The 25,805-nt window shown below is 61.9% G+C and carries 21 protein-coding genes; 9 read left to right on the top strand and 12 right to left on the bottom strand.

Annotated features, from left to right (window positions below):
* Positions 1-67 precede the first annotated feature (67 nt).
* Positions 68-1,075 (top strand): ABC transporter substrate-binding protein, encoded by a 1,008-nt coding sequence (locus HYH08_RS32485; RefSeq protein WP_228748240.1) that lies wholly within the window; start codon positions 68-70, stop codon positions 1,073-1,075.
* Positions 1,076-1,133: 58 nt separating this feature from the next.
* On the opposite strand, the gene mdoH is transcribed toward HYH08_RS32485, so the two are convergent.
* The 3 genes from mdoH to HYH08_RS32500 all read right to left on the bottom strand — a co-directional run bounded on the left by mdoH (position 1,134) and on the right by HYH08_RS32500 (position 5,828).
* A complete protein-coding gene (gene mdoH / locus HYH08_RS32490; protein ID WP_220013919.1) occupies positions 1,134-3,248 on the bottom strand; it encodes a glucans biosynthesis glucosyltransferase MdoH in 2,115 nt (704 codons plus the stop codon).
* Complete coding sequence (locus tag HYH08_RS32495; protein WP_228748241.1) at positions 3,236-4,696, bottom strand: glucan biosynthesis protein G; 1,461 nt, start codon at positions 4,694-4,696, stop codon at positions 3,236-3,238. The genes mdoH and HYH08_RS32495 overlap by 13 nt, the downstream gene beginning before the upstream one ends.
* Positions 4,697-5,372: 676 nt before the next feature.
* Positions 5,373-5,828: a low affinity iron permease family protein gene (locus HYH08_RS32500; protein WP_220013897.1), complete on the bottom strand. Its 456-nt coding sequence runs from the start codon at positions 5,826-5,828 to the stop codon at positions 5,373-5,375.
* A 146-nt stretch (positions 5,829-5,974) separates the two neighbouring features.
* Here HYH08_RS32500 and HYH08_RS32505 point away from each other — a divergent pair, with 146 nt between their 5' ends.
* The 3 genes from HYH08_RS32505 (at position 5,975) to HYH08_RS32515 (ending at position 9,687) form a co-directional block, all read left to right on the top strand.
* Positions 5,975-7,804 (top strand): glycoside hydrolase family 15 protein, encoded by a 1,830-nt coding sequence (locus tag HYH08_RS32505; RefSeq protein ID WP_220013898.1) that lies wholly within the window; start codon positions 5,975-5,977, stop codon positions 7,802-7,804.
* Positions 7,782-8,687, top strand: a complete 906-nt coding sequence (locus HYH08_RS32510; RefSeq protein ID WP_228748230.1) for a glucose 1-dehydrogenase — start codon at positions 7,782-7,784, stop codon at positions 8,685-8,687. Before HYH08_RS32505 ends, HYH08_RS32510 begins: the two co-directional genes overlap by 23 nt.
* 247 nt (positions 8,688-8,934) lie before the next feature.
* Positions 8,935-9,687, top strand: a complete 753-nt coding sequence (locus HYH08_RS32515; protein ID WP_028141939.1) for a ZIP family metal transporter — start codon at positions 8,935-8,937, stop codon at positions 9,685-9,687.
* A gap of 333 nt (positions 9,688-10,020) precedes the next feature.
* Here the strand turns inward: HYH08_RS32515 and HYH08_RS32520 are convergent, their stop codons facing one another.
* The 6 genes from HYH08_RS32520 to HYH08_RS32555 form a co-directional block, all read right to left on the bottom strand.
* Entirely contained in the window at positions 10,021-10,368 is a 348-nt protein-coding gene (locus HYH08_RS32520; RefSeq protein WP_220013899.1) for a response regulator, read from the bottom strand.
* Between the two features lie 55 nt (positions 10,369-10,423).
* Positions 10,424-12,859 (bottom strand): response regulator, encoded by a 2,436-nt coding sequence (locus tag HYH08_RS37580; protein WP_228748231.1) that lies wholly within the window; start codon positions 12,857-12,859, stop codon positions 10,424-10,426.
* The gene (locus tag HYH08_RS32540; RefSeq protein WP_028141937.1) at positions 12,856-13,314 is read right to left on the bottom strand and encodes a response regulator; all 459 of its coding nucleotides are present in this window, start codon (positions 13,312-13,314) and stop codon (positions 12,856-12,858) included. Before HYH08_RS32540 ends, HYH08_RS37580 begins: the two co-directional genes overlap by 4 nt.
* Entirely contained in the window at positions 13,315-15,537 is a 2,223-nt protein-coding gene (locus HYH08_RS32545; protein ID WP_349631485.1) for an ATP-binding protein, read from the bottom strand.
* Positions 15,538-15,848: 311 nt separating this feature from the next.
* Positions 15,849-16,523, bottom strand: a complete 675-nt coding sequence (locus HYH08_RS32550) for a class I SAM-dependent methyltransferase (protein ID WP_220013900.1) — start codon at positions 16,521-16,523, stop codon at positions 15,849-15,851.
* 261 nt (positions 16,524-16,784) lie between these two features.
* The gene (locus HYH08_RS32555; protein ID WP_220013901.1) at positions 16,785-17,141 is read right to left on the bottom strand and encodes a hypothetical protein; all 357 of its coding nucleotides are present in this window, start codon (positions 17,139-17,141) and stop codon (positions 16,785-16,787) included.
* Positions 17,142-17,270: 129 nt separating this feature from the next.
* Here HYH08_RS32555 and HYH08_RS32560 point away from each other — a divergent pair, with 129 nt between their 5' ends.
* The 4 genes from HYH08_RS32560 (at position 17,271) to HYH08_RS32575 (ending at position 20,252) form a co-directional block, all read left to right on the top strand.
* Complete coding sequence (locus HYH08_RS32560; RefSeq protein WP_220013902.1) at positions 17,271-18,176, top strand: LysR family transcriptional regulator; 906 nt, start codon at positions 17,271-17,273, stop codon at positions 18,174-18,176.
* Positions 18,177-18,303: 127 nt separating this feature from the next.
* Positions 18,304-18,855: a carboxymuconolactone decarboxylase family protein gene (locus HYH08_RS32565; RefSeq protein WP_220013903.1), complete on the top strand. Its 552-nt coding sequence runs from the start codon at positions 18,304-18,306 to the stop codon at positions 18,853-18,855.
* Between the two features lie 111 nt (positions 18,856-18,966).
* Positions 18,967-19,641 carry a DJ-1/PfpI family protein gene (locus HYH08_RS32570; RefSeq protein WP_220013904.1) on the top strand — a complete coding sequence of 225 codons (675 nt, stop codon included), beginning with the start codon at positions 18,967-18,969 and terminating at the stop codon, positions 19,639-19,641.
* 68 nt (positions 19,642-19,709) lie between these two features.
* Complete coding sequence (locus HYH08_RS32575; protein WP_220013905.1) at positions 19,710-20,252, top strand: carboxymuconolactone decarboxylase family protein; 543 nt, start codon at positions 19,710-19,712, stop codon at positions 20,250-20,252.
* A gap of 229 nt (positions 20,253-20,481) precedes the next feature.
* Here the strand turns inward: HYH08_RS32575 and HYH08_RS32580 are convergent, their stop codons facing one another.
* The 3 genes from HYH08_RS32580 to HYH08_RS32590 all read right to left on the bottom strand — a co-directional run bounded on the left by HYH08_RS32580 (position 20,482) and on the right by HYH08_RS32590 (position 23,966).
* On the bottom strand, positions 20,482-21,342 hold the full coding sequence (locus HYH08_RS32580) for an alpha/beta fold hydrolase (RefSeq protein WP_220013906.1): 861 nt from the start codon (positions 21,340-21,342) through the stop codon (positions 20,482-20,484).
* 230 nt (positions 21,343-21,572) lie between these two features.
* Positions 21,573-21,959, bottom strand: a complete 387-nt coding sequence (locus tag HYH08_RS37845) for a hypothetical protein (RefSeq protein ID WP_220013907.1) — start codon at positions 21,957-21,959, stop codon at positions 21,573-21,575.
* A gap of 345 nt (positions 21,960-22,304) precedes the next feature.
* Positions 22,305-23,966: a DUF6538 domain-containing protein gene (locus HYH08_RS32590; protein ID WP_220013908.1), complete on the bottom strand. Its 1,662-nt coding sequence runs from the start codon at positions 23,964-23,966 to the stop codon at positions 22,305-22,307.
* A 209-nt stretch (positions 23,967-24,175) separates the two neighbouring features.
* On the opposite strand from HYH08_RS32590, the gene HYH08_RS32595 reads away from it, so the two are divergent.
* A complete protein-coding gene (locus tag HYH08_RS32595) occupies positions 24,176-25,708 on the top strand; it encodes a hypothetical protein (RefSeq protein ID WP_220013909.1) in 1,533 nt (510 codons plus the stop codon).
* Positions 25,709-25,805 lie beyond the last annotated feature (97 nt).

Below are 25,805 nucleotides of genomic sequence, written 5' to 3' on the forward strand. Positions count from 1 at the left end.
ACCGCTGGGTGGCCACTCCCGGTGGCGATGCTACGTCCATCCGAAATCTCTGCGCGTGACCGGCAAAATGTGTACCTTAGCTGTAAGCGGAGGAAACAATGCGAAGGCGCGATTTCATCCGAGCGTTTGCCGTCGCGGCCGGCCTGCCGGCAATCGCACGTGCGCAGCAGGGCAACCCGTCGTCGGATTTCTCAGCACCCGCTCGCCCGAAGAAGCTCAAACTCACACGAATGCCTTTCGACGAGGGCTCGAAGAGATGGGGTACGCCGAGGGCCGCAACGTCGTCGTCGAGTATCGCTGGGCGAGAGGCGACTACGGCCAATTGCCATCACTTGCCGCCGATCTCCGGGATCGGCGGCCCTCGTTGGTGGTCGCGGCCGGCGACCCCGCTGCGAAGGCGGCGAAGGCAGCGAACTTTCCGATCCCGATGGTGTTCGTGGTCGGCGAAGATCCCGTGCAGGCGGGCCTTGTGAAGAGCATGAATCGTCCCGGCGTGGCGACTGGCGTCAACTTCTTCACCGGCGATTTGGGTGGAAAGCGACTCGCGCTCCTGTGCTCGATGGTTCCTGCGGCCCAAGTGTTGGGACTACTTGTGAACCCGCGCTTCGGCGCCGAGGCGGCCGAAGAACACAAGCAATCCATCGCGGCCGCCGCCCGCACGCTCGGGCGCGAAATCCGGGTCCAGCAAGCGAGCACCGATGCCGAGATCGACTCCGGTTTTGCTGAGCTGGTCAAGGCAGGAATCTCAGGGCTGATCGTGCAGAATGATCCGTTCTTCGACAGCCGCCGCGAGCAAATCTTGAGACTTTCGGCCCGGGATCGTCTGCCGGGCATCTTCCATATCCGGGAATTCCCGGCCGGTGGGGGTCTCATGAGCTATGGCGCCAGCCTCTCCGACACGTATCGCCAGCTGGGCGCGTACGCCGGCAAAATCCTTAGAGGCGCGAAACCGGACGAGCTTCCGGTTTTGCGGCCGACGAAGTTCGAATTGGTCATCAACACAAAAACGGCCAAGACACTCGGTCTTGCCGTACCTCCATCCATTCTGATCGAAGCGGACGAACTGATCGAATAATCAGCTATACGACCCGATCCTCTAGCTACTTCTTCGAACTGCCCGCCAGGCCAAACCCTCATCGCTTCTGCAGAACGGTCGAGAGCGTTGAACCGTCATTCAAGATCGAGAGGACTTCCCGCGAAGACAGATGCGCCGCAGCTTCCTCGAAGGTATCGCTCGCATCGACCTTGGCGCGGCCGACCGCCAGGTTGGCATCGACCTTGTCGGGCCGAGCGGCGGGAGGAGGCGGCAGTTGCGCCAGGTGGAAGGCCAACAGCGCTGGGTCCTGGCGAAGCTCCACCAGCGCGGGCCTGGCTCCGAGATCCGCCGCCGCACTCAATTCGTTGGCTCGGCGCAGGACAGATGGCGGCTCCCGGTCTTCAGGGGTAGAGAACAGTTTTCCGGGCGCGGGCTTGGCCGTCAGCGCACCGATGGGCACCGCGAACAGCAGCCCGACGATCACCGGCGACATCCAGAGCAGAAGCGGCAGCGAAACGGCGTAGGCGCTTGCGGCCATGGCAACACCGCACAAGGTCGGGACGCCGTATTTCCGGTAGAGCTCGCGGCGCTCCACTGTGCCGTCGTCCCGCCTTTGCGTCTGCCAGCCGGCATCGCGGCCAGCCAGAATCTCGACGACCGCGATCGACTGAAAGATCATCATGACAGGCGCCATCAGCGCGGAGATGACGACCTCCGCGAGAACTCCGGCCGAGGTCCGCAACGCGCCGCCGAATTGCTGTCGCTCCGCGCGCCGTAGCCAGACGAGGACAAGGCTAAGCAGCTTCGGCAGCAGTAGCAGTCCCATCGTGGCGACGAACACCCAAATGGCGAGCACGGGATCCTGGGCCGGCCAGGTGGGAAAGAGCGAGAAGCCCTTGGGAAAATACTCCGGACGCACGAACCGGGCCTGCAGCGAGATCAGCATCCCCAGCAGCAGGAACAGCAGCCACAGCGGTGCCGTCAAATAGGCCCCTATGCCGACCATGAAATGCAGCCGCGACACCCAGTGGAGACCCTGCGCGGGCACCACGGCGAGATGCTGAAGATTGCCCTGACACCAACGGCGGTCGCGGGCGGCGAAATCGAGCAGCGAGGGCGGAACTTCCTCATAGCTTCCGCCGAGCGTCGGCAGCATGTAGATGCCCCACCCGGCCCGCCGCATCAGCGCAGCCTCGACGAAATCGTGGCTGAGGATGTGCCCGCCGAACGGCTTGCGTCCCCGCAGCTGGGGCAGCGCCGCCGCTTCCGCGAACGCCTTCACCCGGATGATCGCGTTGTGTCCCCAATAGTTGCCTTCCGAGCCGTGCCACCAGGCGACGCCGGCAGCGATCATCGGTCCGTACAGGCGGCCCGCGAACTGCTGGACGCGACTGAAGAGACTTCGCGCATTGACGATCATGGGGAGCGTCTGGACTAGCCCGGCGCTCGGGTTGGTCTCGATCGCATGGACCAATCGGACGATGGTCTGTCCGCTCATGAGACTGTCGGCGTCAAGCACGATCATGAAGTCGTAGACGGCGCCGAACCGCGTGATCCACTCGGAGATGTTGCCGGCTTTGCGCGCCGTGTTGTCGGCGCGGTGACGATAGTACAGCCGCGAAGTGCCGACGGCCTGTCGCAACGCCAGCAATGCCTTTTCTTCGGCGACCCAAATGTCCGGATCGGTGCTGTCGCTCAGAACATACCAGTCGAACAGCTCTCCATGGTTCGTCCCCTCCAAGGACTCGATGATCGCGCGCAGCCGCGCCGTCAATCGATGGGGGTCCTCGTTGTAGGTGGGAAGCAGCATGGCCGTGCGGCTTGCGATCGAAGGTAGCTCCGCATCTACCGCGGTCGAACGATGGGCCAGCAGTACGAAGAAACCGGCGAGTGCGGACGCGAACGAGAAAGCCACCCAGGCGAGCAGAACGAGGAACAGCGCCAGCACCATGGCTTCCAGTACGGTGACGCCGCCGACCTCCAGCACGCGATACATCTCAAATCCGCCGGCCCCCGTGAGTGCCGCGGTCGCGAGCAGAATGAGGCTGCGTCGCCAGGTCATCGCAGGGCCCACTGCCGCAGAAACGCGGTCGGGCACCCGGCTTTTTGCGAGGTCGCCAGGAGCCATCGGAAGGGGCGTCTCGCGCGGCAACAGGCGCTGCGTCGTGATCTCGCCGGCGACCGGGCGGGGTGCCGTGTTCAAGGTGCCCATCGGTAGACCCAGACTTCCGACAAGGGCTTGTCGCCCTCGGTCAGAAACGCCCGCAGCTCGATCGGCTCTCCCTTGACTTGGCACTGGAAGCTCAATCGCCAACCGCCGGTGTATGGATTGGGCTGCGTCACGATGTTCTTCACCTCGGACTTCTCCGCCGTAACGATGCCTTTCACGCCGGCAGGATCGATGCCCTTCAGGTTCTCGCCGATCAGATCGAGGACGAAGAGTCGGGCATCCTCGCCTCGCGCCCCTATTCCGCTTCGCGTGAATCTGGCGAGCGAATGCGGTTTAGGGCTATCCGGTCCCCAGTGCAGTCGATAGGTGTAGTTGTGTTCGCCCTTGGCCTGCAGCGGATTCTTAGGCCGCCAGAAGGCGGCGATGTTGTCGTGAACCTCTTCCTTGGTCGGAATCTCGAACAGGACGACCCCGCCATCGCCCCAATCGCCGATCGGCTCCATCCAGAGACTTGGACGTTTTTCGAAGCTGGACTCGATGTCCTGGTAGGCGAAGAAGTTTCGCTCCCGTTGCATCAGGCCGAAGCCGCGGGGATTGAGATCCTGAAAGGTGCTGATCTGCAGATCTCGCGGATTGCTGAGCGGGCGCCAAAGGCTTTCGCCCTTGCCGTTGAAGATCGCCAGGCCGTCGGAATCGTGGACCGACGGACGGAAGTCATCGATGTCGTTGCGGTCGTTCGGGCCGTAGAAGAACATGCTGGTCATGGGCGCGAGACCGGCCCGCTGCATTTCGACGCGCGGATAGACGGACATTTCGACGTCGAACACCGTGGTTTCGCCGGGCCGGACGGTGAAGCGGTAGCTTGCCGCGCAGCTTTTGCTGTCGAGGAGAGCATGGATGACCATCGAGGTTGCACCCGACGCCGGCCGCTCGAGCCAGAAGGCCTTGAAGAGCGGAAACTCCTCGCCCTTGGCTTCGCCGGTATCGATCGAGAGTCCGCGGGCGGAGAGCCCGTACGTCTGCCCCTTGGCCACAGCGCGGAAATAACTCGCGCCCAGGAATACGCAGACCTCGTCGTAATAGTCGGGACGGTTTATGGGCGCATGGATGCGGAAGCCTGCGAACCCGAGATCCGTCTCCTCGAACGCCGGGACCTTCTCTCCGAAGGAAAAGTCCGCCTTGCGGTACTTGATCTCGGCGACCTTTCCATCCGCGACCTCGAAGATGTTCACCCTGTTCTTGTAGAAGAAGCCACGATGGAAGAACTGCGCTTCGAAAGGAAGATTCTTGCCGCGCCAAAGGGCCCGCTCAGGCAAAAAGCGGATCGAACGGTACTGGTCGTAGTCCAGGTCTTTCAATCCGGCCGGCAGCTTCTCGTCGGGCGCCTCGAACGGCTTGCTTGCGATCGCACGGGCAAGATCCCTCACCGTCGACGGGCCAAAGGTCTCGTCCGACGCAGCGGCGAAGCCGCTGCGCGAGGCGAGCAGCAACGCCGGCAGTAACGCCGACCCTTGAACAAGCTGGCGTCGGTTCACGTGCACTCCTCGCTACTGCTGCCGCGGCCAAGCAACGACCACCATGCCCGTAGGTTCCACGGCCCGCGCTTCACCGTCCTAATCGAAAGATAGGACTCGTCTTTCCAGTTCCAGAGGTACCTACTTCCAGCATCATTGGCCGAGGCTCTGCCCGTAGGCGATGGTGGCTGAGAGACCGATTGCGCTCCCGCCTGCACCACGTGGAGCACAACCATGCCTGTTACGCGCTTGCTCGCGGACATCACCATTGCGCCAGAACAGCAGAACGCTCGAGTTGGCCTTCAAGGCCGCTCTCCGAAAACTCGAACTCGTCGATCGCGAGGGCCCTTGTGCGCTGTCGTCGCAAGGAAGATGCTCGAACTTCATCAGCGCGGTGTGACCGATGCTGCCGCACTCTCCGATCTGACCATTCGAGAAATCGGTAGGCAGCGGTTCAACTCAGCGTCGGCTCGCTACGCGAATGCCCGGCGAGTACCTAACTCCCTTCGGAGCGTAGCTCTCGTCGCTTCGCGCAGGTGATCGGCCAAGGACCCACTTACGTCTGGAGAGCACCTTCCTTCTATCGTGACGACCGACCTGTACCCTGTTGCGGGCGGCCCTGACACCCTTCGCGGTATAGGTGCCGCAGCGATTAACTTGCCGCCTGCTCGGCGGCGCGGCGGGCCCGTCGTCCGGTCGTCTTCACACGCTCGTTCGCCGTTTTTTCCGCTTTGGCGCGCGATTCGCATTTCTCCCGCAGGTCTTCGATCTCTTCGTCCGTGAGATGCTCGATACCGACAAGGGAGTTTCGCGCCGTCCCGACGCGGATCAATTCGTCAAGCTTGACCTGCATGGCTGCGCTGTCGCGGTTCTGAGAATTCTGAATGAGGAAGACCATCAGGAAGGTGACGATGGTGGTGCCGGTGTTGATGACCAGCTGCCATGTGTCCGAATAGCCGAACAACGGACCGGTAATCGCCCAGATGACCACCACCAGGGCCGCGAGCACGAAGGTCGACGCGCGCCCCGCAGCCTGCGAGGTGCGGGTAGCAAACTCGCCGAAGAAGTGGGCGGTGCCGCCTTCCGTTTTCTTCCGCCTATCACTCATGAGACCCTCCGATTCTGAGAGAACGGGCGAAGAGGTTCGCGGGTTCCCCTTAGGGCGCATCCACCACTAGACCTCAGCCGAAAGTATGAACGTCCGCACTCGGATCTGCGGAACTGGAGGGCAAAGGTTCCGGTTGGATCCCCAGCATGGCTCGAATCGAAGACTACGCCCTGATCGGCGACTGTGAGACTGCGGGTCTGGTGGGGCGCGATGGGTCAATCGACTGGCTCTGCGTCCCCCGCTTCGATTCGGACAGCTGCTTCGCGAAGCTAGTCGGCGATGAGTACAACGGTTACTGGAAGATTTGCCCCAAGGCTCGCTCGAGCAGCGAGCGACGCTACCGACCGGGTACCTTGATTCTCGAGACGACCTTTACGACCGAGCAAGGCCGGGTCCGCCTCATCGATCTCATGCCGCCTAAGACGGATCTCTCGAAGGTCGTCAGAATCGTCGAAGGACTGGAGGGCGAGGTCGAGATGCGGAGCGAACTTGTCGCGCGCTTCGACTACGGGACCAGCGTACCTTGGGTCAGCCGCCTTGAGGACGGAGCGGTCAGCATGGTCGCGGGCGCGTCGATGCTACTGCTCAGGACCGCGGTGCCGATGCGCGGCGAGGACATGAAGACTGTGGGCTCGTTTTCGGTCGCGCGCGGCGAGACCGTGGCTTTCGTCCTTTCCCATCAGATATCCTACCAGGATCCCGCCGCTCCCGAGGACCCTACGTCTCTTCTGAAAAAGGCAGTGGATTTCTGGCGCGATTGGTCCACCCGCTGCAAGACGGCAGGGCCATATTCGGAGGCGGTCCAGCGATCCCTGATAACTCTCAAAGCGCTGACGTTCGGGCCGAGCGGCGGCATCGTAGCGGCCGCTACGACGTCGCTGCCGGAGCAGATCGGAGGCTCGAGAAATTGGGACTACCGCTTCTGCTGGGTGCGTGACGCCACCTTGACGCTTTTGGCGCTGATGGGCGCGGGCTTCTTCGACGAGGCGCGCGCCTGGCGGGATTGGCTTGTCCGCGCCGTCGCGGGCAGTCCGCAGCAGCTCCAGATCATGTATGCGGTGACCGGCGAACGCAGGCTGACCGAGTGGGAAGTCCCGTGGCTCTCCGGATATGAGAACTCCAAGCCCGTCCGGATCGGAAACGCGGCGCACACCCAGCTTCAGCTCGACGTCTACGGCGAGCTGATGGACGCCCTATATCAGGCGCGCCGCGGCGGCCTCCGCGAGAACAAGCGCGCCTGGGCAGTACAATGCGCGCTGCTCGACCATCTCAAGAGCATCTGGAGCCAGCCGGACGAGGGCATATGGGAGGTCCGGGGCGGCGCGAAACACTTCACGTATTCCAAGATCATGGCGTGGGTCGCCTACGATCGGGCCATCAAGTCGGCTGCCGAGTTCGGCATGAAGGGCCCCGTCGAGGAGTGGGAAGCGCAACGAGCCGCGATCCACGACGAGGTGTGCCGGCGCGGCTACGACCTTAAGCGCAAAACCTTCGTCCAGGTCTACGGCGAGCCGCAACTCGACGCGAGCTTGCTGCTGATCCCGGCCGTGGGCTTTCTGCCACCCGAGGATCCTCGCGTGATCTCGACGATCCAGGCGATCGAACGGGAATTGCTCCAAGACGGTTTCGTCCGGCGTTACGATACGGGTGCGACGAAGGATGGTCTGCCGCCGGGGGAAGGCATGTTCCTGGCCTGCAGCTTCTGGCTGGCGGACGCCTACCATCTGATCGGCCGCGACGCCGAGGCCAAGGAATTGTTCGAGCGGCTTCTCGCGCTTCGCAACGACGTCGGCCTGCTATCGGAAGAATACGACATTTCGCGGCGGCGCTTGGTCGGAAACTTTCCGCAGGCCTTTTCTCACATAGCCCTCGTCAATACCGCCCACAACCTCACCCACCGCGAAAAACCCTCGGAGCACCGCGGTAGCAAGAGAGCCCTCCCCAGCGAGGGAGATGAAGCCGCGCGCTCCGGCTAGGAGGTCCGCCATGACAGTGAATTCAACCGACCCGGCCGCTCCGGCAAGCCCGGGCGAGCGCTTGCGACCGCAGGCCCGCTTTCCCGTGACCCTGGAAGGGCAGCCTGCGCTGGTGACCGGCGCCAACTCAGGTATCGGCCGCGCGGTCGCGCTGGGGCTGGCCGCGGCCGGCGCCGACGTCGTCGTCAACTATGTCGTGGATCCCGTCTCAGCCGAAGAAGTCGTTCATGAAATCGAGGCCCGGGGCAGAAAAGCGATCGCAATCAAGGCGGACGTCAGCAACGAGGATGACATCCGGTCGATGTTCGCCCGTGCCATCGATCATTTCGGCACGTTGCACATCGTGGTGAACAACGCCGGACTGCAGCGCGACGCGCCCTTCCATGAGATGACGATCGATCAGTGGAATAAGGTGATCGGCGTCAATCTCACCGGCCAGTTTCTATGTGCCCGGGAGGCAGTCCGCGAATTCAAAAGACGGGGCATCGTCGGTGACATCTCGGCCGCGGCCGGCAAGCTCGTCTGCATGAGTTCGGTCCATCAGGAGATTCCGTGGGCGGGCCACGCGAACTACGCGGCATCGAAAGGCGGCGTGATGCAGATGATGCGAAGCATCGCGCAGGAAGTCGCCCCCATCGGCATCCGCGTCAACGGCATCGCACCCGGCGCCATCCGGACGCCCATCAATCAGCGCGCCTGGGAGACGAGGGAAGCGTACGAAAGCCTGATGACGCTGGTGCCCTACAAGCGCATCGGAGAGCCGGACGACATCGCGCAGGCGGTCGCCTGGCTCGTCTCCGACGCCGCCGACTACGTCACCGGCGCCACCCTGTTCATCGACGGCGGCATGACCCTATTCCCCGGCTTCGCAAGCGGAGGCTAGGCAAAGCCTCAGGGTCATGATCCCAACGAGAACCGCTGGTCGCATCGCTTACGCAGCAATTGGAGGATCGAACTTTGGTAAATGGCGCACGGGCAATGGCTGCAGGTAAGATCGCGCGCAAGATGGCGAGCGCTCTGACATCGGTTCTGAAGCGCCGCTCGGCGGTGAAGAAGGCAAGTAAGACGCGGGAGAAGAGCGCAAGCCAGGTCTCGCCGCCCCCAGGTCGCGAAACATAGCTGGTGCTCCGATGCCGATCTGGTTGACCGCCGGCCTTTGGGGGCTGCTTGGTGCCTCATCGCTGCTCCTGGGAGCAGCCGTCGCATTCGTCCTCAGGATGCCTCGGTACGTTACCGCGGGGATCATGTCGTTCGGTTGCGGCGTGCTGATCTCGGCCGTGGCCTACGACCTGTTGGAGGACGGGTATCAGGAAGGCGGGATCTGGCCGATCGTCGCCGGTGCCGTTGCGGGCTCCGCAATGTATGCCCTTGCCGATTGGGCGGTCTCTCGAGCAGGCGCGCATTCACGTAAACGGTCCGGGGACCAGCAGGCGAACGCCGGCCAAGGCGGAGGGTTGGCGATCGCAATCGGGTCGCTCCTCGACGGGGTTCCGGAAAGCGTGGTTCTGGGGCTCGGGCTGTTGAGCGGGAAAGGCATCAGCCTCGCTATGCTGGCAGCTATCTTCCTCTCCAATTTCCCGGAAGGACTGTCCAGTGCGCTCGGCATGCGAACCGCGGGTCGCTCCCGGCTCTACATCTTTGGCCTTTGGGCAACGATCGCCGTCCTCTCCGGGCTTGCTGCTTCCGCGGGAGCGGCTTTCCTTGGCGGAGCTTCCCCTCAGGTCGTTGCTGCCGTGAGTGCCGTCGCTGCGGGCGCTCTCCTGACGATGGTGGTGAACACCATGGTGCCCGAAGCGGTCGAAGGCGAACAGAAGCTGGCCGGCTTGCTCGTTGTCGTCGGCCTCCTCGTCGCCTTTGCGCTCTCTAACTTAGGAGAGACTTAGAACGCCGGGCCGTGCGATGCAGAAGCAAGGCTGTTGTCGGACGGGCCCTGCGGGTCGCTCGCGAGGAAAGCCTGGACTTCACCCTCTCCAGGACGACAAGCGACGATCGATTGGCGTCCTGAAGCGCCTCGAAATCGACTGAGAATGACACCCTGAATCGCGGAACGGGTGGTACACAGGGGTGGTCATGAATCCTTGTTTTCCGCGGATTTTCACACAATCGCGGCGAAGGGGGAAGAGAGTCCCACTGACGCCGAGATTTTCCGCGCCAGACTACGATTTCTGCGAAAACATACCGGGCGCGCGTGTCAAATACCACGACAAGGCGCCGCTTCACCCTTTCTCGAACGCGACAAGTTCAGCCTTGAGCTGATCCTCTGCAAACGGCTTTTGCAGGATTTTGCAACTTCGCCATTCTTCCTCGATCCCTGCTCCGTAGCCTGTCGTGAACAAGAATGGGACGTCCCTGGTCTGCAGCATCTCGACCAGACCATAGCTGAATTCGCCGGCGAGGTTGACGTCCAAGAGGGCTACATCGAATCCGCCAGCGTCGATCAAGCTCGTTGCTTGTGGGACATTAGTCGCCTTGGCAACGACTTCGTGGCCCAGTTCTTCGGCCATGTCTTCTATCATCATGGCAATTAAGCTTTCGTCTTCCACCACCAGCAGCCGCAGCGGCATGTCGATCTCCAAAGGTGCATCTCAGGCAAGATAGAAAGGTTTTGCCGACCATGACCTAGCCGGCGCCCCGCAGACGAACGATTTTGGGATCGTCGAACTCGGCAAATGCTTCGTGGAGCCGGCGCGCCAACTCTTCCTCCTGAAACGGCTTCCTTATCAGCCTCGCGTGATGGATCTCTTCAAGAGCCTTGAGGTCGGCATAGCCGGTCGCAAAAAGAGTCGGAAGATGCGGTCGGAGTCCATGTGCCTTCTTGGCAACCTCCACGCCGCTCATCGCCGGCATGGCGTAGTCCACTATCAGAGCGTCAAAATGCTCCGGCCCGGCAAGGATATCCAAGGCGGCGGCGCCGCTACCCACGCTGACAACGGAGTACCCCAGCTCTTCGAGCATCACGCCGACCACCTCGCGAACGGCGCTGTCGTCGTCGACCAGAAGGATTGTCTTGGCGGAGGCCCGGCCTGACGCGGTCTCGCTTTTCGGCGTCTGCCCAGGGGCCTGGGAGGCACTGGCGGCGCGAGGAAGATAGACGCTAACGCTGGTACCTTCCCCTGTAGCCGTCCTGATCTTCACGCCACCGCCGGACTGCTTGGCGAACCCGAATACTTGCGGCAATCCAAGGCCTGAACCTTTTCCGACCTCCTTTGTGGTGAAAAACGGCTCGAACACATGGTCAAGGACATGTGGAGGAATGCCGGTACCGGTGTCGCTCACCGTCAGGACCACGTAGTCACCCGGAGGCGGGTCGGCCGGCCTGGCCGGCGCTTCCTTTACGACCGCCTGACCGGTTTCGACGGTGAGTGCGCCGCCGATCTCCATTGCGTCCCGCGCGTTGATGGCCAAATTGAGAATGATCAATTCGATTTGCGTCGGGTCGACGAGTGCTGGGGCTAGGTCGCTCTTCAACACGGTTTCGATCCGGATTGAGCCTTTCATCGTGCTCTGCAGAAGCTCGCTCATCCCGGTCACGGTTTCATTCAGGTCGACGGGCTTTGGCTCGAGCTTCTGGCGCCGCGAGAACGCCAGCAACTGGGCGGTAAGTGTGGCTCCTCGCTCAGCCGCGGTCCGCATGTACTGGAGGCGCGATCGGACGTCCTGCTCGCGCTCCGGCTTGTCGAACCGCTTCTCCACGAAAGCAATGTTGCCCAGGATGACCGTAAGAAGGTTGTTGAAATCGTGAGCGACCCCGGCGGTGAGCTGTCCGACGGCCTCGAGCCGCTGCATCTGCCGGAGGGTCTGTTCGACACGCTCCCGCTCTTCGATCTGCCGGGCGAGTTCGGCGTTGCGTTCAGCCAGCGCGGTCGCTGCCGCTCTTTCGGCGGTGCAGTCGCGTCCAACGAGATAGATGGCTTCCTCATCCGGCGCCGCATTCCAGGTGACCCACCGCCATTCGCCGTTCGCATGGCGGATACGGCTTTCGAAGCGACCGACGGTGCGATCGCGGATCGTATCGGCAAGCTGTCGCTTCACCTCGGTGCGCTCTTCGGGGGGCAGCAACAGATCGAACATGCTCTCCGTGAGGGTGCCTTCGGCGTACCCGAGCATTGTGCTCCACGCCGGGTTGAGGCGCCGCAATCGTCCCTCCCGTCCGATCACGGCGAACAGGTCTGGACTGAGCCGCCAAAGGCTGTCCCGCTCCGCGGTTCGTTCCGCGACGCGACGTTCCAGGTCGGTCGTGAGGTCTTCCAGATCCTTCTTCGCTCTGCGTTCCTCGGTGATGTCGCGCACGACCCCGACAAAGCGTTTGAATTCCTTCTCTTCGAACAATGCCTGACCGCGGGCGGCTACCCAACGCTCGCTGCCGGCGTCCGAGAAGATACGATATTCCGCACCGAACGTGCCATCGTGTTCGCGAGACCACGTCGTCGCCTGGCGGACAGCCTGATGAAGTCGGTCGCGGTCGTCCGGATGACAGGCGGCAAGATAGTCTCGATAACCCGGCGATTTCTGGACCGGCCAGCCGAGCATCGCCTTTGCGCTGGCGTCCCACTTGAGCTCACGCGTCGCCGGATCATAGTCCCACAGGCCGAGCTTGGCCGCTTCCATCGCCAGACGCGCGCTGACTTCGCTGCGGGCCAAAGCATCTTGAATCTTCTTGGCCGATGCGCGCTGGCGGGCTTGTTCGAGCGCACGCTCTACCGCTGTCGACAGCCGTGTGAGGTTTCGCTTCACCACGTAATCAGTGGCGCCCCGCTTGAGCGCGTTCGTGGCAAATTCCTCGCCAACGACTCCCGATACGAAGATGAAGGGAAGATCGGGCTGCAGGACCGTGGAGATGTTCAGTGCCGAGAGGCCGTCGAAGTCCGGCAATGAATAGTCCGCCAGCACGATGTCATGGCCGCCGCTTTCCAGAGCCGCCACGAAATCCCGTCTGTTGTAGACGCGCTCGAGTGTGAAGCCCAATTGGGCCTTCGATAGGTGCGCGGCCAGCAGTTCGGCATCGATCTCGCTGTCTTCAAGCAGCAGAATGCGGATAGGCTCATGCTTCATCATTGGGCCTCGTTGGTGAAGGGGCGGGGAGGCGGCTCGTTCAGCACGGCCCAAAACATTCCGAGATCCTGGATGGCTTCGAAGAAGGCGTTGAAGTCCACTGGCTTCACGACAAAGGCGTTGACGCCCAGTTCATAGCTCTTTACCAGGTCGCGCTCCTCTCTCGAGGAGGTCAGCATCACGACGGGGATCTGCCGCTGATGGCGGTCGTTCTTGACCTTTTCGAGAACCTGCAGCCCGTCGATTTTGGGAAGCTTGAGATCGAGCAGCACAACGGCCGGATCGCCGGGTGGCCTGCCTTCGAAGCTGCCCCGCGCGGCCAGGTAATCGAGCGCTTCGGCTCCGTCGCGAGCAATGACGATCTCGTTGGCTAATTGGCACTTCGCGAGCGCCGCCAGCGTCAACTCGAGGTCTCGCGGGTTGTCTTCAACAAGCAAAATCGGCCTGAGGTCCGGCAATTAAGAGCTCCTCTTCTTCAAATCTTTAGGGCGCGGCAAGGTGAACGTAAGGGAGGCGCCGGCCCCGACCTTGCCTTCGGCGCTGATTGAGCCGCCGTGGCGTTCGACGATACGCTTGGCCAGGGCTAACCCGATGCCCGTCCCCTCGAATTCCTCGGCCCGATGGAGGCGCTGAAACACGCCAAAAAGCTTGTCGACGTACTTCATCTCAAAGCCGACGCCGTTGTCAGCGACGACATAGGTCGTGCTGTTCGCGTCTTCATGTCCCGAGACGACGATGACCGCTGGGTCCCGCGGCGCGGTATACTTGATGGCGTTGTGAAGCAGGTTCTGAAGCACCTGACGAAGCATGGCGGGGTCGCCATAGCCTATTGGAAGCCTCCCTACCTGCCATTCGATGTTTCGGCCCTCGGTCTCCGTCCGCAACGAATGCCTCAATTCGTTGACAATCTTGGCGACATCGACGTTCGACTTGAGAAGCTGAGAGCGCCCGAGTTGGGAAAAATGCAAAAGGTCGTCGACGAGCCTTCCTGCCGAGATCGCGGCGCCCCTGATCGTTTCGATGTAGTGACGCGACTTTTGATCGAGCCCTTTCTCTTTGTCCGACAGAAGTTCTGCGAAACCGACAATGTGCCGGAAAGGGGCACGCAGATCGTGCGAAATCGAATAGGAAAACGACTCCAGCTCCTTGTTGGCCGCTTCCAGCCGGTCCGTGAGTTCAGCCCGTTCCTCCGCAGCTTTCAGCACAAGAGTCTGAATCGACGCGCGGAAGCCAAGCGCGCTCTCGACTTCTGCCGAAGTCCACGGCTTCGACTGCTGACGGACGAGCTGTCTCCAAAGATCGAAGGACTTGCGCGGATGAAGCCGGCCGGCCCCGCTCTCCATAGGCTTGTTGGGATCGCCTCCCCAAGCAACCGTCTTGACGACTTCGGGCCTGAACCAGATAATGTAATCGCCCCGGATCTGCGAGATGGAGACCGCCAGCACACCACTGGCTTTTTCGCTCAAGAACTCGCCGCCCGACCATATCGAAGCCAGCGAATTCGTTTCCAATACGTCGTGCCCGGCCTCGAAGAGCCACGTCGCCAGATCACGTATCTGGCGCTCGCTCGGCGTCTGACCGGTCGTCAGTATGCCGCCCTGCACGACAACTGCGGCGCCTTCCGCATCCACAAGCCGCAGCCATTCGTGCGGATTGTTTACCAGCCCGCGCTGAAACGAAGTTGCGACCGAAAGCTTGCTGAGCAGCGACGTCTCCACGCTCTTCAGCTCGAGGCGTTCCGCGGCACTGCTTGCCTTCAGGCGCGAGCCAATCTGCAGCGACACGACTTGAGCGAGGATGTCGCATGCGGTGCGGATCTGCGCGTTGACCATCCGTGAGGCGCGGCTATGCCCGGAGATGAGCCCCCACAACGCACCGTCGATGATGATTGACATCGACATCGACGACGCCGTCTCCATGTTGCGCATGTATTCGAGGTGAACGGGCGAAACGCTGCGCAGCGCCACCTGCGACAGGTCAAGCGGCAGTCCGTTGAGGGGACTGATCGAAGGTTCGATCTGGACCGGAGCGTAGCTGGCGTCAGGAATGAGCCGGATCCTGTTCAGGCGATAGAGCTCCCGCGCTTGAGCGGGAATATCGGATGCGGGAAATCGAAGGCCGAGGTAGGAAGGAAGAATTCCATTCGTGTCTTCGGCCAACACCGTGCCGTCGCCGTTACCGTCGAAGCTGTAAAGTAGAATTCGATCAAAATGGGTGATTGCCCGCACCTCGCGGGCCACCTCCTCAGCGATGCTGGTAATATCGTGGGCACCGGATATACGGTCCAGAAAGTCCCGCAACCGCGGGTAAAGACCATCGAGCGTCGATTCGCCTGGTCGCGGCGGTGGTTCGAATTCCAACAAGAGTCCTTGGGGGCTGCGGTGGGCGGTGAGCTGAAGCTGCTGCGATCCGACTGCAACCAGGTAGAAAAGCGTGTTTTCGCCTCCCGACAACCACCCACGGATCTCCTCGCAAAGCGTGGTCGCTTCCTCATAAGCAGGAAGCAACGCGTCATTGCGGACATCGAACCCAAGCAGTCGGCGAGCGTTCGCGCTCTGTTGCAATATCTTCAGGGTTTCAGGTTCGACCACCAAAAGCGCGCCGTGAGGCTGAATCGCTCCGGGGATCTTAATGGGCTCTGCGGCACAAGCTTCAAGATAGCCGTCATCCAACTCGGTCACTGGGTGATGCCTTCTTGACTCAGAGCTTATGGCAAGCAAATGCCGGTGGTCAGTAGACTTTTCTGGGACGCGGATTTGCGCGTAGGCGGAATGAAGTAACCTAAATTCCGGCATTTTGTTCCATAATGCGGCGGCAGGACCAGATTTCTCGCGCCAAAACAAGTAGTTACTGTGAACTTTGACCATTCGGTCGTACTCGCAGGCGTCAAAGCGCTGAAGCGAACGTCGGCGCTTCACCGAGCTTCCGATGGTGCTTGCGCTGTGGCGCGCTTGAGTTCATCGAGAGCACGACTGACGCCGCGCAAAGCAGCTTACGGAGTATCCCGCGAGATGGTCCAAACCGCCGTATGCTTGATCTCGGTGTCTTCTAGGTCGCGGGTCACCGGTACGCGATAGTCGGCGAGTCGGACAAGTTTTGCCTTCGGAAGGAAGGAGCGCCCGGGGTCGCCGATCAAGATCGTCGCGCCGGCGCGCGCATGGTTGGCTAGGAATGCGAAGGTACGCGCCGCGACGTCCCGCTCATAGAAAATGTCGCCCGCGAGGATGGTCTGCCATCGGTCATTTGGTTGAGTGTCCAGCACGTCCTTGCCGCACGACGTGAGGTGAACCTGGTTGACCTCAGCATTGAGTTCGGCCGCCGCGATCGCGAAAGCATCGATGTCGGACACGGTCACCCCGAGCGCGCCGGCCTTCATCGCCGCGATGCCGACGAGCCCGGAGCCAGAAGCGATGTCGAGCACGCGCCGGTCTCGCACGGTATCGGGATGATCGAGCACGTAACGCGCCAGCGCTTGGCCGCCCGCCCAGGCGAAGGCCCAGAAGGGCGGGGGAAGGCCGGCCTCGTTAAGCTCGTTCTCGGTCTGCTGCCAGAGCGGCAACGATTCATCGGCGAGGAAGACCGCAATTTCCGGCACCAGCGGCACAGGCCGCAGCCGGGTGTTGGCTCGGATGAAGGTTTGCCGGTCGGCAATGGTCGTGACTGTCAAGGCGGGCCGTCGCTGTCTTGGTCCATGATGACTAGCACACAACCGTCTCTGCGAAGGTGATCGCAGTCCGTTTCTGTTCGCATCTCCTACGCACTGGCCCCTTCCACTGTCAGACACATGCCTCGACCATCGCCTGGGCGACATAGAGCACGCTGACAGCCTCGACCTTCCTCTCGACGGTTACCTCCTTCTGCGGCAGCTCGGTGATATTGTCGGCACTATCGTGCGGGCACCCGCACCCGGGTCAAACTCACATCTTTCTCAGCGGGCTCGGCCAAAATGTGCAGGAGCCGAACACCCCGTTTGGAGGAAGCCCTTGGCAACCGACGTTGCCTTCAAAAGTATGCGACGCGTCGCGAGGCAGCAGTCGGACAACGTCGCCACCACGTGCGCAAGACGTAGGGCCGCGACGGCGAACACAAGATACAGCAAAACGACGAGATCCTGGGTATTGACGCTTCCCGGCGGGGTTGCGACCGATACAGCCGCAGCGACGAGCCGGATGCCGAGACACGGAATCCGGTCTTGGCAAAGCGCCTCGCAAAGGTCTTGGCGGCCGGGAAGCGCGATTTCGATGAAATGGTCGATGAAGGCGGAAATCTCGTTCATCGCAGTCATGGAAGGCTCCGTGGCTTGCTGCACGGCTTCGTTCAAGGCCGGCTCTAGCACGTGCGATCTTGCAATGTTCCGCTCGGTTGAATAATCCATTCGATTGTAGAGAGTGACTTCCAGAAAACGAAAGAATACATGGACCGTCTCGAAGCGATGTCGATCGTGCTGCGAACGGTCGAAAAGGGCAGCCTGACCGCTGCCGCCAAGGCGCTCAACATGCCTTTGCCGACCCTCAGCCGGAAGGTGAGCGAACTCGAAGCGTATTTGGGCACGAAGCTGCTGCAGCGCTCGACGCGCAAGCTGACCTTGACGGACGCCGGTCAGGAATATGTCGCGGCGGTCAAGCGGATCATGGAGGACATCGAGGAGGTCGAGCGCGCCGCCTCGAGCGAATACACGACGCCGCGCGGCGAACTCGTCCTGACGGCGCCCCTTCTGTTCGGTCAGATGTATATGCTGCCGATCGTCACGGACTTCCTAGCCACCTATCCCGACATCAACGCCCAGCTCCTATTGTCAGACAGAAACCTCCATCTGTACGACGACCACGTGGACATGGCGGTGCGCCTGGGCGCGTTGCCGGACAGCAGCATGATTGCCACCCGCGTCGGATCCATGGACACCGTGGTCGTCGCATCGCCGGACCTGCTGGCGGCCCACGGAACGCCCAAGCATCCGAAGGATCTGAAGACGATGCCCTGCGTGGTCTTCGCCGGGCCTTCGTCGGCGATCTGGTCCTTCAGCGATCCGGGCGCCAAGCGCGAGTTCGGCGTTGACATCCTTCCGCGACTTTCGGTGACCGCTGCCGAAGCCGCGGTCCAGGCGGCACTGCGACGAACTGGCGTCACTAGGGTCTACCGCTACCACTGCGCGTCGGAATTGCAATCTGGAAAGCTGGTTCAGATCCTTCGTGACTTCGACGTACCGCCCATACCGGTACATCTCGTCCATGCTGCCCGCGGGCAGCTTCCGCTCAAGATGCGAGTCTTCCTTGACTTCGCCGCCGATCGACTGCGGTCCGCCATGACGAAGTTGCGATAGGCCTCTGGATCCTCCTTCCATCTTCTGGAAGCAATCTTCTCGAAATCACTAGATTATTGTTCTTCGCGAAACATCGCATCGTCTTTCCACGCCGAGCCGAGGTGGCCCGGAAAAAAGGAGAGACAATATGGCACGCGCCAAGATCCCGACCATCGAACAAGCCCCCGCCCAAGCTCAGCCGATCCTTCAGAACTACGTCAAGGTGCTGGGGCTGGTGCCGAACTTCTTCGCCCTGATCTCGCAGTCCCCAGACGCGCTGAAGGCGATCGCCGACATGCACGCGACGCTCGGCAAGAGCCTCGGCCACAAGACCCGCGAACGCATCCACATCATGACCGCGGAAGTGAACGGCTGCAGCTACTGTCTGACCGCCCACACCTATCTCGGCGGCAAGCTCAACGGTCTGACCAAGGAGGACATGGAGCTCGCCCGCGAAGGCCATTCGACCGATCCGGCCGCCGATGCGGCGCTGCAGTTCGCCTACAAGGTCGCAAAGTCCCGCGGCCACGTCGACGATACCGATTTCGCCGCCGTCCGCGCCGCCGGCTTCAGCGACGCGCAGATCATCGACATCGTCGCTGAGACCGCCTTCAGCTTCATCACCAACCTCTTCAACAACACCTTCAAAACCGATTTCGATTCCGCGTTCCCGGAATTGCACACGCGGAAAGCGGCGTGAACGACCGGGGCGGCGACGCACATTCAGCGCCTCGCCGTCCCGTCCGCGATAGGCCTTCCCACGCAGATCGACTCAGGCCGTGCGCCAAGCGGCCTCGCAAGGAGAGATTCCATGACCACCGTCGTCATTCCCGTCTACGACCACGTGACGCAACTCGACTTCACCGCCCCCCATCAGTTCCTGACCATGATCCCGGACATCGAGGTGGTCGTCGCCTCGATAGGCGCCAAACCCGTAATCTCGCACGGTCTCTCGTTCGATCGCCTGGCCGATCTGGACAAGATCGACAGGTGCGATGTGATCTGCGTTCCGGGCGGGTTAGGATGTATCGATGCCATCGAGGACCAGGGCTTCCTCGACGCAGTGCGTCGATTGGCGGGCACGGCAACCTACGTCACCTCCGTCTGCTCCGGATCCATGATCCTCGGAGCGGCAGGATTGCTGAAGGGCAAGCGCGCCTCGTCGCACTGGGCCTGGCTTGACCTGTTGCCGTCCTTCGGTGCGACGCCGGAGAAGGCGCGCGTCGTACGCGATGGGAACGTCATCACCGGCGGCGGGGTGACGGCGGGCGCCGATTTCGCGCTGACGCTGATCTCAGAACTCCGCGGCGAGGACGCCGCCCAATGCGTCCAGCTCGCGCTGGAATACGCGCCTGCACCGCCTTTCGACGCTGGCGATGCCGATACCGCGCCGACCCACGTCCGCTATGCGGTAATCGACCAGATGTCGAAGCTGATGGGCGACACGCGTCGACGCGTCGAATCCTTCGCCAAAAAGGTCGCCTGAACTGGCAAGTCCGCCTCGACCCGATCGGAACGCTTCCGATCGGGTCGAGAGATCGAGGAGAAACCTGATTGTCCCGGCTCCGAATACCGACCCGCGACGCCGCGCCCCCTGGCAGTAAAAAGGTGCTGGACGCCGTCTACGCAAGGCTCGGCGTGGTGCCGAACGTCTATCGTCTGATCGGCAGCAGCCCTGCGGCGCTGGGCGCATTCGCCACGTTCCACGGCAATCTAGAGCGTGCTCTCGATCCGAAGACCCGCGAACGCATCTCGCTCGCCGTGGCGCAGCGCAACGGCTCCGACTACTGCCTGTCCGCCCATAGCTACGCGGCGATGAACTCCGCCAAGCTGGGGCCGGACGAGATCGCCTTGAACCGCGAGGGGCGGTCGAAGGATGCCAAGGCGGAAGCCGCAGTTCGCTTCGCGGTCGCCGTCGTCGAACAGCGTGGACGCGTTGCCGACGCCGACGTCGAACGTGTGCGGGCGGCGGGCTATGACGACGCGCAAATCGTGGAAATCGTGGCTCTGATCGCCGAAAACATCTTCACGAACTACCTCAACGAAGTTGCCAGGACCGAGATCGACTTTCCGCCCATCCGCTCGCGAACCGATTGAGAGACTGGTCCGGGTGACGATCGACGCCATGCCGTAACGGCGAGCAGGACGCGGATCCTGCCTGATTTCAGGTGCGTCTGAAGTGGCTGGCGTGGGAGGTCGGCACCACATCCCCGCGTCAGGTCCGAAAAACGGACGGCCTCCGGGAGCGCTGCAGTCTCGGGGGTTTTTAGATGGACGGAGCTGCCGGTGGCCGACGAACGGCGACCGGCAGCTCCGATTACTCCAATCAGACACCAAAGGTAGCCTTGATCTCGGCGGCGACCTGAGGAGCGTTCTCGTCGAGCACGAAATGTCCTGCATCCAGCCAGACCAGCTTGGCGTCCGGCAGGTCGTTGAGATACGCGCGGGCGCCTGGTGGAATGAAAAACGGGTCGTTCTTGCCCCAGACGATCAGGGTCTTCGGCTTGTGAGCACGAAAGGCGGGCTGCCATTCCGGATACAGAGCGATGTTAGTCTTGTAGTTCTCGAGCAGGTCGACCTGATAGTCCTGGACGCCAGGCCGGTCCAGCAACGCTTGGTCGAGGACCCAGTTGTCGGGGCTGATCGCCTCTGGATCTTTGGCGCCGACGAGCCAGTGGAATTTGGTACCCTCGAGCCCAACGAACTCGCGTGCCGGCTTTTCCGTCTCCGGCGTGCGCTTCTCCCACAACGGCAGCAGCACGCCCTTCGGAGCATCGCCGACGCCTTCCATGTAGGCATTGGTGTTCTGGATGATGAAGCCCTTCACCCGCTCGGGGCGCTGCGTGAAGAGCCGAAAGCCGACCGGACCGCCGTAGTCCTGCATGTAGAGGATGTACGACTTCAGCCCCAGGATATCGACCAAGCCGGAGACGTGAGCGGCGAGATTGTCGAACGTGTAGTCGAACTCCTTGTTCGAGGGCGCATCCGAATGCCCGAAGCCGACGTAGTCCGGTGCGACGAGGTGAAACCGGTCGGCGAGCGCCGGCATCAGATCGCGGAACATCTGGCTGCTCGTCGGCAGGCCATGAAGAAGCAGGATTGTCGGTGCGGCCGGATCGCCGGCCTCCCGGTAGAAGATCTTACGTCCGTTGACTGTGGCAGTGCGATGATAGGTCCGTATGCTCATGTGGGCTCTCCTGTTCGGACCGAGCGGCATGCCCATGGTCCGTCGCCCGTTCTTGTGGGGCTTCCAGGGAGCGGCCAGTAGCCATCGTCTTCGGAAGTATTCCTCTCGCCTGATGGAAGGCAGCGCCGATGCGCGTTCGATGCCGCAGACGAGTGTGCGTCGGGTCGCCCCAATTGGCCGCCGGCTTCGGACCTGCGGTGCATGATCGATCGCGCACGCTCTGACCGCCTTTATCCGCGCGATAATAAGGAAAGCAATGGGTATCGTTTCGGTGGCGTAGTGCGCCCCTTCAGGAACTGGTCCACTGCCTGCAGCAGCAGAACATGCATCTTGGTCCTCTCCCGATGCGCGATTTCCCGCAGCTCGTCGTAGGTCGCCGGCTCCAGATAGAGCGACATCTGGCGCGCTCGTTCCTTCAGTGTGCCCACACGCGGCGACGCGTCCGGCGCCGTGGCCCCGTCGCCACCGGCCGACGCGTGCCGGCGCGATTGCCGCTCGGCCCGGGCCGCGCCACCCGCCGGCACCGCACCATCGAAGTCACCTTCGGACGCAGGACCGGGCGCAAGCGCCGGCGCGTCCGCAACGGGATTTCCGAGAACGTTCTGCCGTCTCGCCACCCGTCCGCTCCTCGTCCAAGCCCCTGGAGGGCGTACTGTGATCCCGTGACCCTGTGATCCTGCGATCACAGGAAGTATCGACGGCGAAGCTTAAGAAACGCTGTCGTGCGTGCGGGATCCGCCCCCGGGGAATCGGGCCGAGCCCGTCCGTTCGAGCGCTCTCCAATCGCCTCGAAATCGACCGAGTTTGACGGCCGAATCGGCCGGTCAGGTGGTACACAGCGGTGGTCCCAAATCGTGGCCGGGCTATTTAGGAATCCTTGTTTTTCGGCGGTTTTCGCGCATATGCAGCCCCGGGGAAGAGAGTCCCACTTTCCCCGCCACCTACGCCCTAATCTCGGTTACTCAGCCTGTAAGTGGCACTCGCGCCGCGCGTGCCGCTTTGCGCCTTTCATGCGCGAACTTCGCGACGGCCACGTCAAAGTTGGTGCGCCGCTTCCGCTTGTGTGATGCTGGGAAAGCCTTCAAGCCGGGAATATCGAAGCGCGGGTATTTCTCAACCTCGGCTGACATTGTCGCGACCCACCGGTCACCGTAGTCGTGCCCAGCGTTCGCGTCCTTCGGCCTGTGACCTACGATGAATCCTTCCACATCGCTATTCATGTGGACGTGACGCGCCACGCTCTTGAAGAGATGTCTCCAGCCGTGGTTGGGCTGAACCCCCTTGATGTCAAGACCTCGAACCCAATCTGCGATCCGCTCAGCGGTCTTCTTGTACTGAGGGTTGGCAATCTTGCCACCGCGCCCGCGGGCGGGATCGTAGAAGAGCGGCTTGCCCAGCCGGCGCCGCTCCTCGACATAGTCTAGGAAGCCCTGCTCTATGACGTGCGAGTGGATTGGCACGGTGCGCCAGTTGGACGTCTTCTCAAGAGAGGGTTTGATGACCATGCACCAGACGCCGGAAACCTCGTCTTGAGTGATATCTGCCGGAAAGAGCGACGTGATCTCGTTGACCCGCGCGCCGCTATAGGCGCAGAGCCACGGCAGCCAGCGTCTGGCGGCGCGCTTCTCCGGAGAGATCAGGCTCGACGGCGTAGCGACGGTCGCCGTCAAAATCTTCTTCGCTTCCGCCTGCGTGAAGCCCTTTTGCCTGGGCGGTTTGGCCTCGGCGTTCGTGTCGATGGCATCGCGGACGACGATGCCTCGAAACGGGTTCTGGGCGCCCGGCTTGCGGCGCTCGACCATGAACCCCGCTGTCGCCGACAACGACGCGATCCAGACAAGGCGCACCGACTTCCTGTTGTAGCCTTGGTCGACCAGATGATCGGCCCAGCGGTAGCCGTCTTCGTTCGTCATGCGCGCCAGGTCTCGGTGACCGAGCCACTTGCAGAAGTCCCGGATCTTCGGTCGCCAGCGTTTTGCGGTCGGCCCGTCCTTGCCACCCTTCAAACCGCCCTTCTCGACGTACTCCTCGAACGCCTTCAGCAAATCGAGCTTCGGCGTCGTTCGGGGCGGCAGCTTCGCCAACTCGGGATTTTCTGAGTAATCCCCGCCGGCAGCGCGGGCCACATCAGCGTAGCCGGCACGTCGCGCGGCGATGAACATCGGCGCAAATCGGGCTACCTCTGCGTCTGTCGCTTCCACGCCCTCGGCTGCGAGGAACGACCGAACGGCCTGGTCGACCGCCTCCGGATCGCTCTCGTCCAAAGCCGCCCTGAGACCGACGGCCGCAAAGCCGACCGGCGGGTTGGCCAGGTGGGCGTCGCGGACCCTGACATGGGCGGCGCCCCGCAGCGCGTGCAGGTCCTGATGGGTCAGCGGCGTGGATTCGACCACCGCAGCGCGATTCGAACTTCCGGCGGCGGCGAGGCGAGCCCACTCTGCCTCGAGCGTGGCGCTGGCGGCGGTGCAGCGGGTGACGGCGGTGCGCCGGTCGGTGGTCTCAAGCGACTTCCAGACCTCCGTCCGGCCCACCAATTGGCGGTAGCGGAGGGGGACCTTCTTCCGGATCCAGTAGAATTGCGAGGTCGGGCGTTTGACAGGGGTCGGCATCTTGATCGAGGGCATGGTGGAGCATCCCGGTGTAGCACCGACGGCTCAAGAGGCCCTTGAATTGAAGGATAAACTTGAATCTAAGTGGTCCGCGAGCCCAGCGAGGGCGAGTCCCACTCTCTCCGCCATATTCAATCTATAACTCATTGTTAATATTTATAAAATCGTCTTGCGGTGAGTAGCGGTCCCCAAGCGCGCCCCCAAATGTCGGCAAGAGTCAGATATTGCAGGTGACCATTGGACTCGATCTGCAATCTGGGTTTCTTGCACAAGGAGGTTTCGTGCGCGCTCGAACAATCAGTCATGCGACGGGATTTCCGCTATGGGGTTACAAAATTCGCACGGCCTTTGTTGCTGCTAGCTTAATTCCAGCGCTGTTCGTGATCTGCCTCTTCGCGCTGACGCTGTACACGGCTCCCGAACATGACGATCTTTGTTTTGCGGCGCGGTACGTGCGTGTCGGCTTCGTGCCGACAATCATCGATTTGTACCGTGGAGCAACGGGCCGAATTGTTCCTATCATCTTGATACAATTGCCCGCTGCGATTTCTACCAAAACCGGCATCAGCTTGGTGTCAGCGTATGAGCTGACCATGGCGGCTTGCGCAATGATCTTCCTTGCGGGAATATCAGTTGCCGTCGCTCGATGGTGGCCATCTATTCGTGGCTTGCCGTTGTTTTTCATGGCGGTTGCATTCGCCAGCGCCCTACTCGGTGCGCTGCCGAGCGTGCGGGATCTGCTCTACTGGCTCCCAGCCGTCTCGTCCTACACGCCCGCGGCCATTCTTTCCGCGTTGATTTTGGGCGAATGCGTACGGGCGCTCTATGCCGGAAGCGGTTTTTCGAATGCGGCAACGTATGGCATCGCGTCAGGCGGTTTTGTCGCAGCGTTGTGCAACGAATTCACGGGCGCCTGGCTCATCGTCTTTGTCGTAAGTTCGGTGTTGGGTCGCCAAGCATTCGGTCAAATATTGCAGATACGCCAACACGTGCTCATCGCAGTCGCGGTGCTTACCGGCTTCGCTATCGTGGTGTTTTCAGGCGGGAGTAACAGCCGCCTAGCAGCCCTTAACGGAGCGGGCCACGCCGGCGACATAGCCCTCTCGCTGCGCGGCGCCCTCGACTCGGTAGCCAGCGACCTCCTCTCTTTTCTAAAGGAACCGCCAGTTGCCGCGTGGCTCCTAGTTGCAGCAACAATGACCTTGGCCGAACCCGAACCGGTTCGCCCAGGGAGGGGCAGCCTGCTCGCCTTTGGCGTGCTGGCAATTTGCCTGGTCTGCATCTACTTCGAATATTTCATGCACGAATTTTCGACAGGTGGCCGGCTCGTCGAGAGAGCGGCTAACGAAGCGATGATGCTGTTTCTTTTCGGCCTCACGATGGTCGCGTCGCTGCTGACACGTGTATATCGTCCGGGCCTGCGCCGGCTCTTGGGCAGCTCTTCGCTGTCCCTTGGGTCCCTCACTTTGCCCTTATTGCTAGGGGTTCTGATGACGATATCAGTCCTTCTGAGTTCAGCGGCGTCGTTGCTCTTCTCCCAGCGCAATAGCTTGCGCCCATACTGGCAGGAAAGTGTCGAGCGACAAAGATTGGTTGCGACGAGTTCTGGGCGGATTGTTACTGTTCCCAAACATACGTGGAAGCCGTCACTGCTCATGAGTGCCGACTTGATGGCGACGAACGGATGCCTCGCGGCGTTATACGACAAGTCCGATGTGCTCGGGGGAGAGCCCGAAGGGTCAACCTCTGCCAAATAGGGGTTTGCGCTCGCCGGCGGCGGCATCAAGCGTTGCCGGGGGGAGGGAGCGTGCTGTGGCTGCGGTATATCGCCCATGCTTTAGAGCTTTGCTGCTC

Origin of the sequence: Bradyrhizobium sp. BR 10289 (assembly GCF_019455385.1) — a bacterium.
In the GTDB taxonomy this organism is placed as follows: Bacteria; Pseudomonadota; Alphaproteobacteria; order Rhizobiales; family Xanthobacteraceae; genus Bradyrhizobium.

Bases quoted from the DNA above. Each gene is read 5' to 3' on its own strand.
- HYH08_RS32485 (WP_228748240.1), top strand. From the start codon at position 68: ATGTGTACCTTAGCTGTAAGCGGAGGAAACAATGCGAAGGCGCGATTT.
- mdoH (WP_220013919.1), bottom strand. From the start codon at position 3,248: ATGGGCACCTTGAACACGGCACCCCGCCCGGTCGCCGGCGAGATCACG.
- HYH08_RS32500 (WP_220013897.1), bottom strand. From the start codon at position 5,828: ATGAGTGATAGGCGGAAGAAAACGGAAGGCGGCACCGCCCACTTCTTC.
- HYH08_RS32505 (WP_220013898.1), top strand. From the start codon at position 5,975: ATGGCTCGAATCGAAGACTACGCCCTGATCGGCGACTGTGAGACTGCG.
- HYH08_RS32510 (WP_228748230.1), top strand. From the start codon at position 7,782: ATGAAGCCGCGCGCTCCGGCTAGGAGGTCCGCCATGACAGTGAATTCA.
- HYH08_RS32515 (WP_028141939.1), top strand. From the start codon at position 8,935: ATGCCGATCTGGTTGACCGCCGGCCTTTGGGGGCTGCTTGGTGCCTCA.
- HYH08_RS32520 (WP_220013899.1), bottom strand. From the start codon at position 10,368: ATGCCGCTGCGGCTGCTGGTGGTGGAAGACGAAAGCTTAATTGCCATG.
- HYH08_RS37580 (WP_228748231.1), bottom strand. From the start codon at position 12,859: ATGATGAAGCATGAGCCTATCCGCATTCTGCTGCTTGAAGACAGCGAG.
- HYH08_RS32555 (WP_220013901.1), bottom strand. From the start codon at position 17,141: ATGACTGCGATGAACGAGATTTCCGCCTTCATCGACCATTTCATCGAA.
- HYH08_RS32560 (WP_220013902.1), top strand. From the start codon at position 17,271: ATGGACCGTCTCGAAGCGATGTCGATCGTGCTGCGAACGGTCGAAAAG.
- HYH08_RS32565 (WP_220013903.1), top strand. From the start codon at position 18,304: ATGGCACGCGCCAAGATCCCGACCATCGAACAAGCCCCCGCCCAAGCT.
- HYH08_RS32570 (WP_220013904.1), top strand. From the start codon at position 18,967: ATGACCACCGTCGTCATTCCCGTCTACGACCACGTGACGCAACTCGAC.
- HYH08_RS32580 (WP_220013906.1), bottom strand. From the start codon at position 21,342: ATGAGCATACGGACCTATCATCGCACTGCCACAGTCAACGGACGTAAG.
- HYH08_RS32590 (WP_220013908.1), bottom strand. From the start codon at position 23,966: ATGCCCTCGATCAAGATGCCGACCCCTGTCAAACGCCCGACCTCGCAA.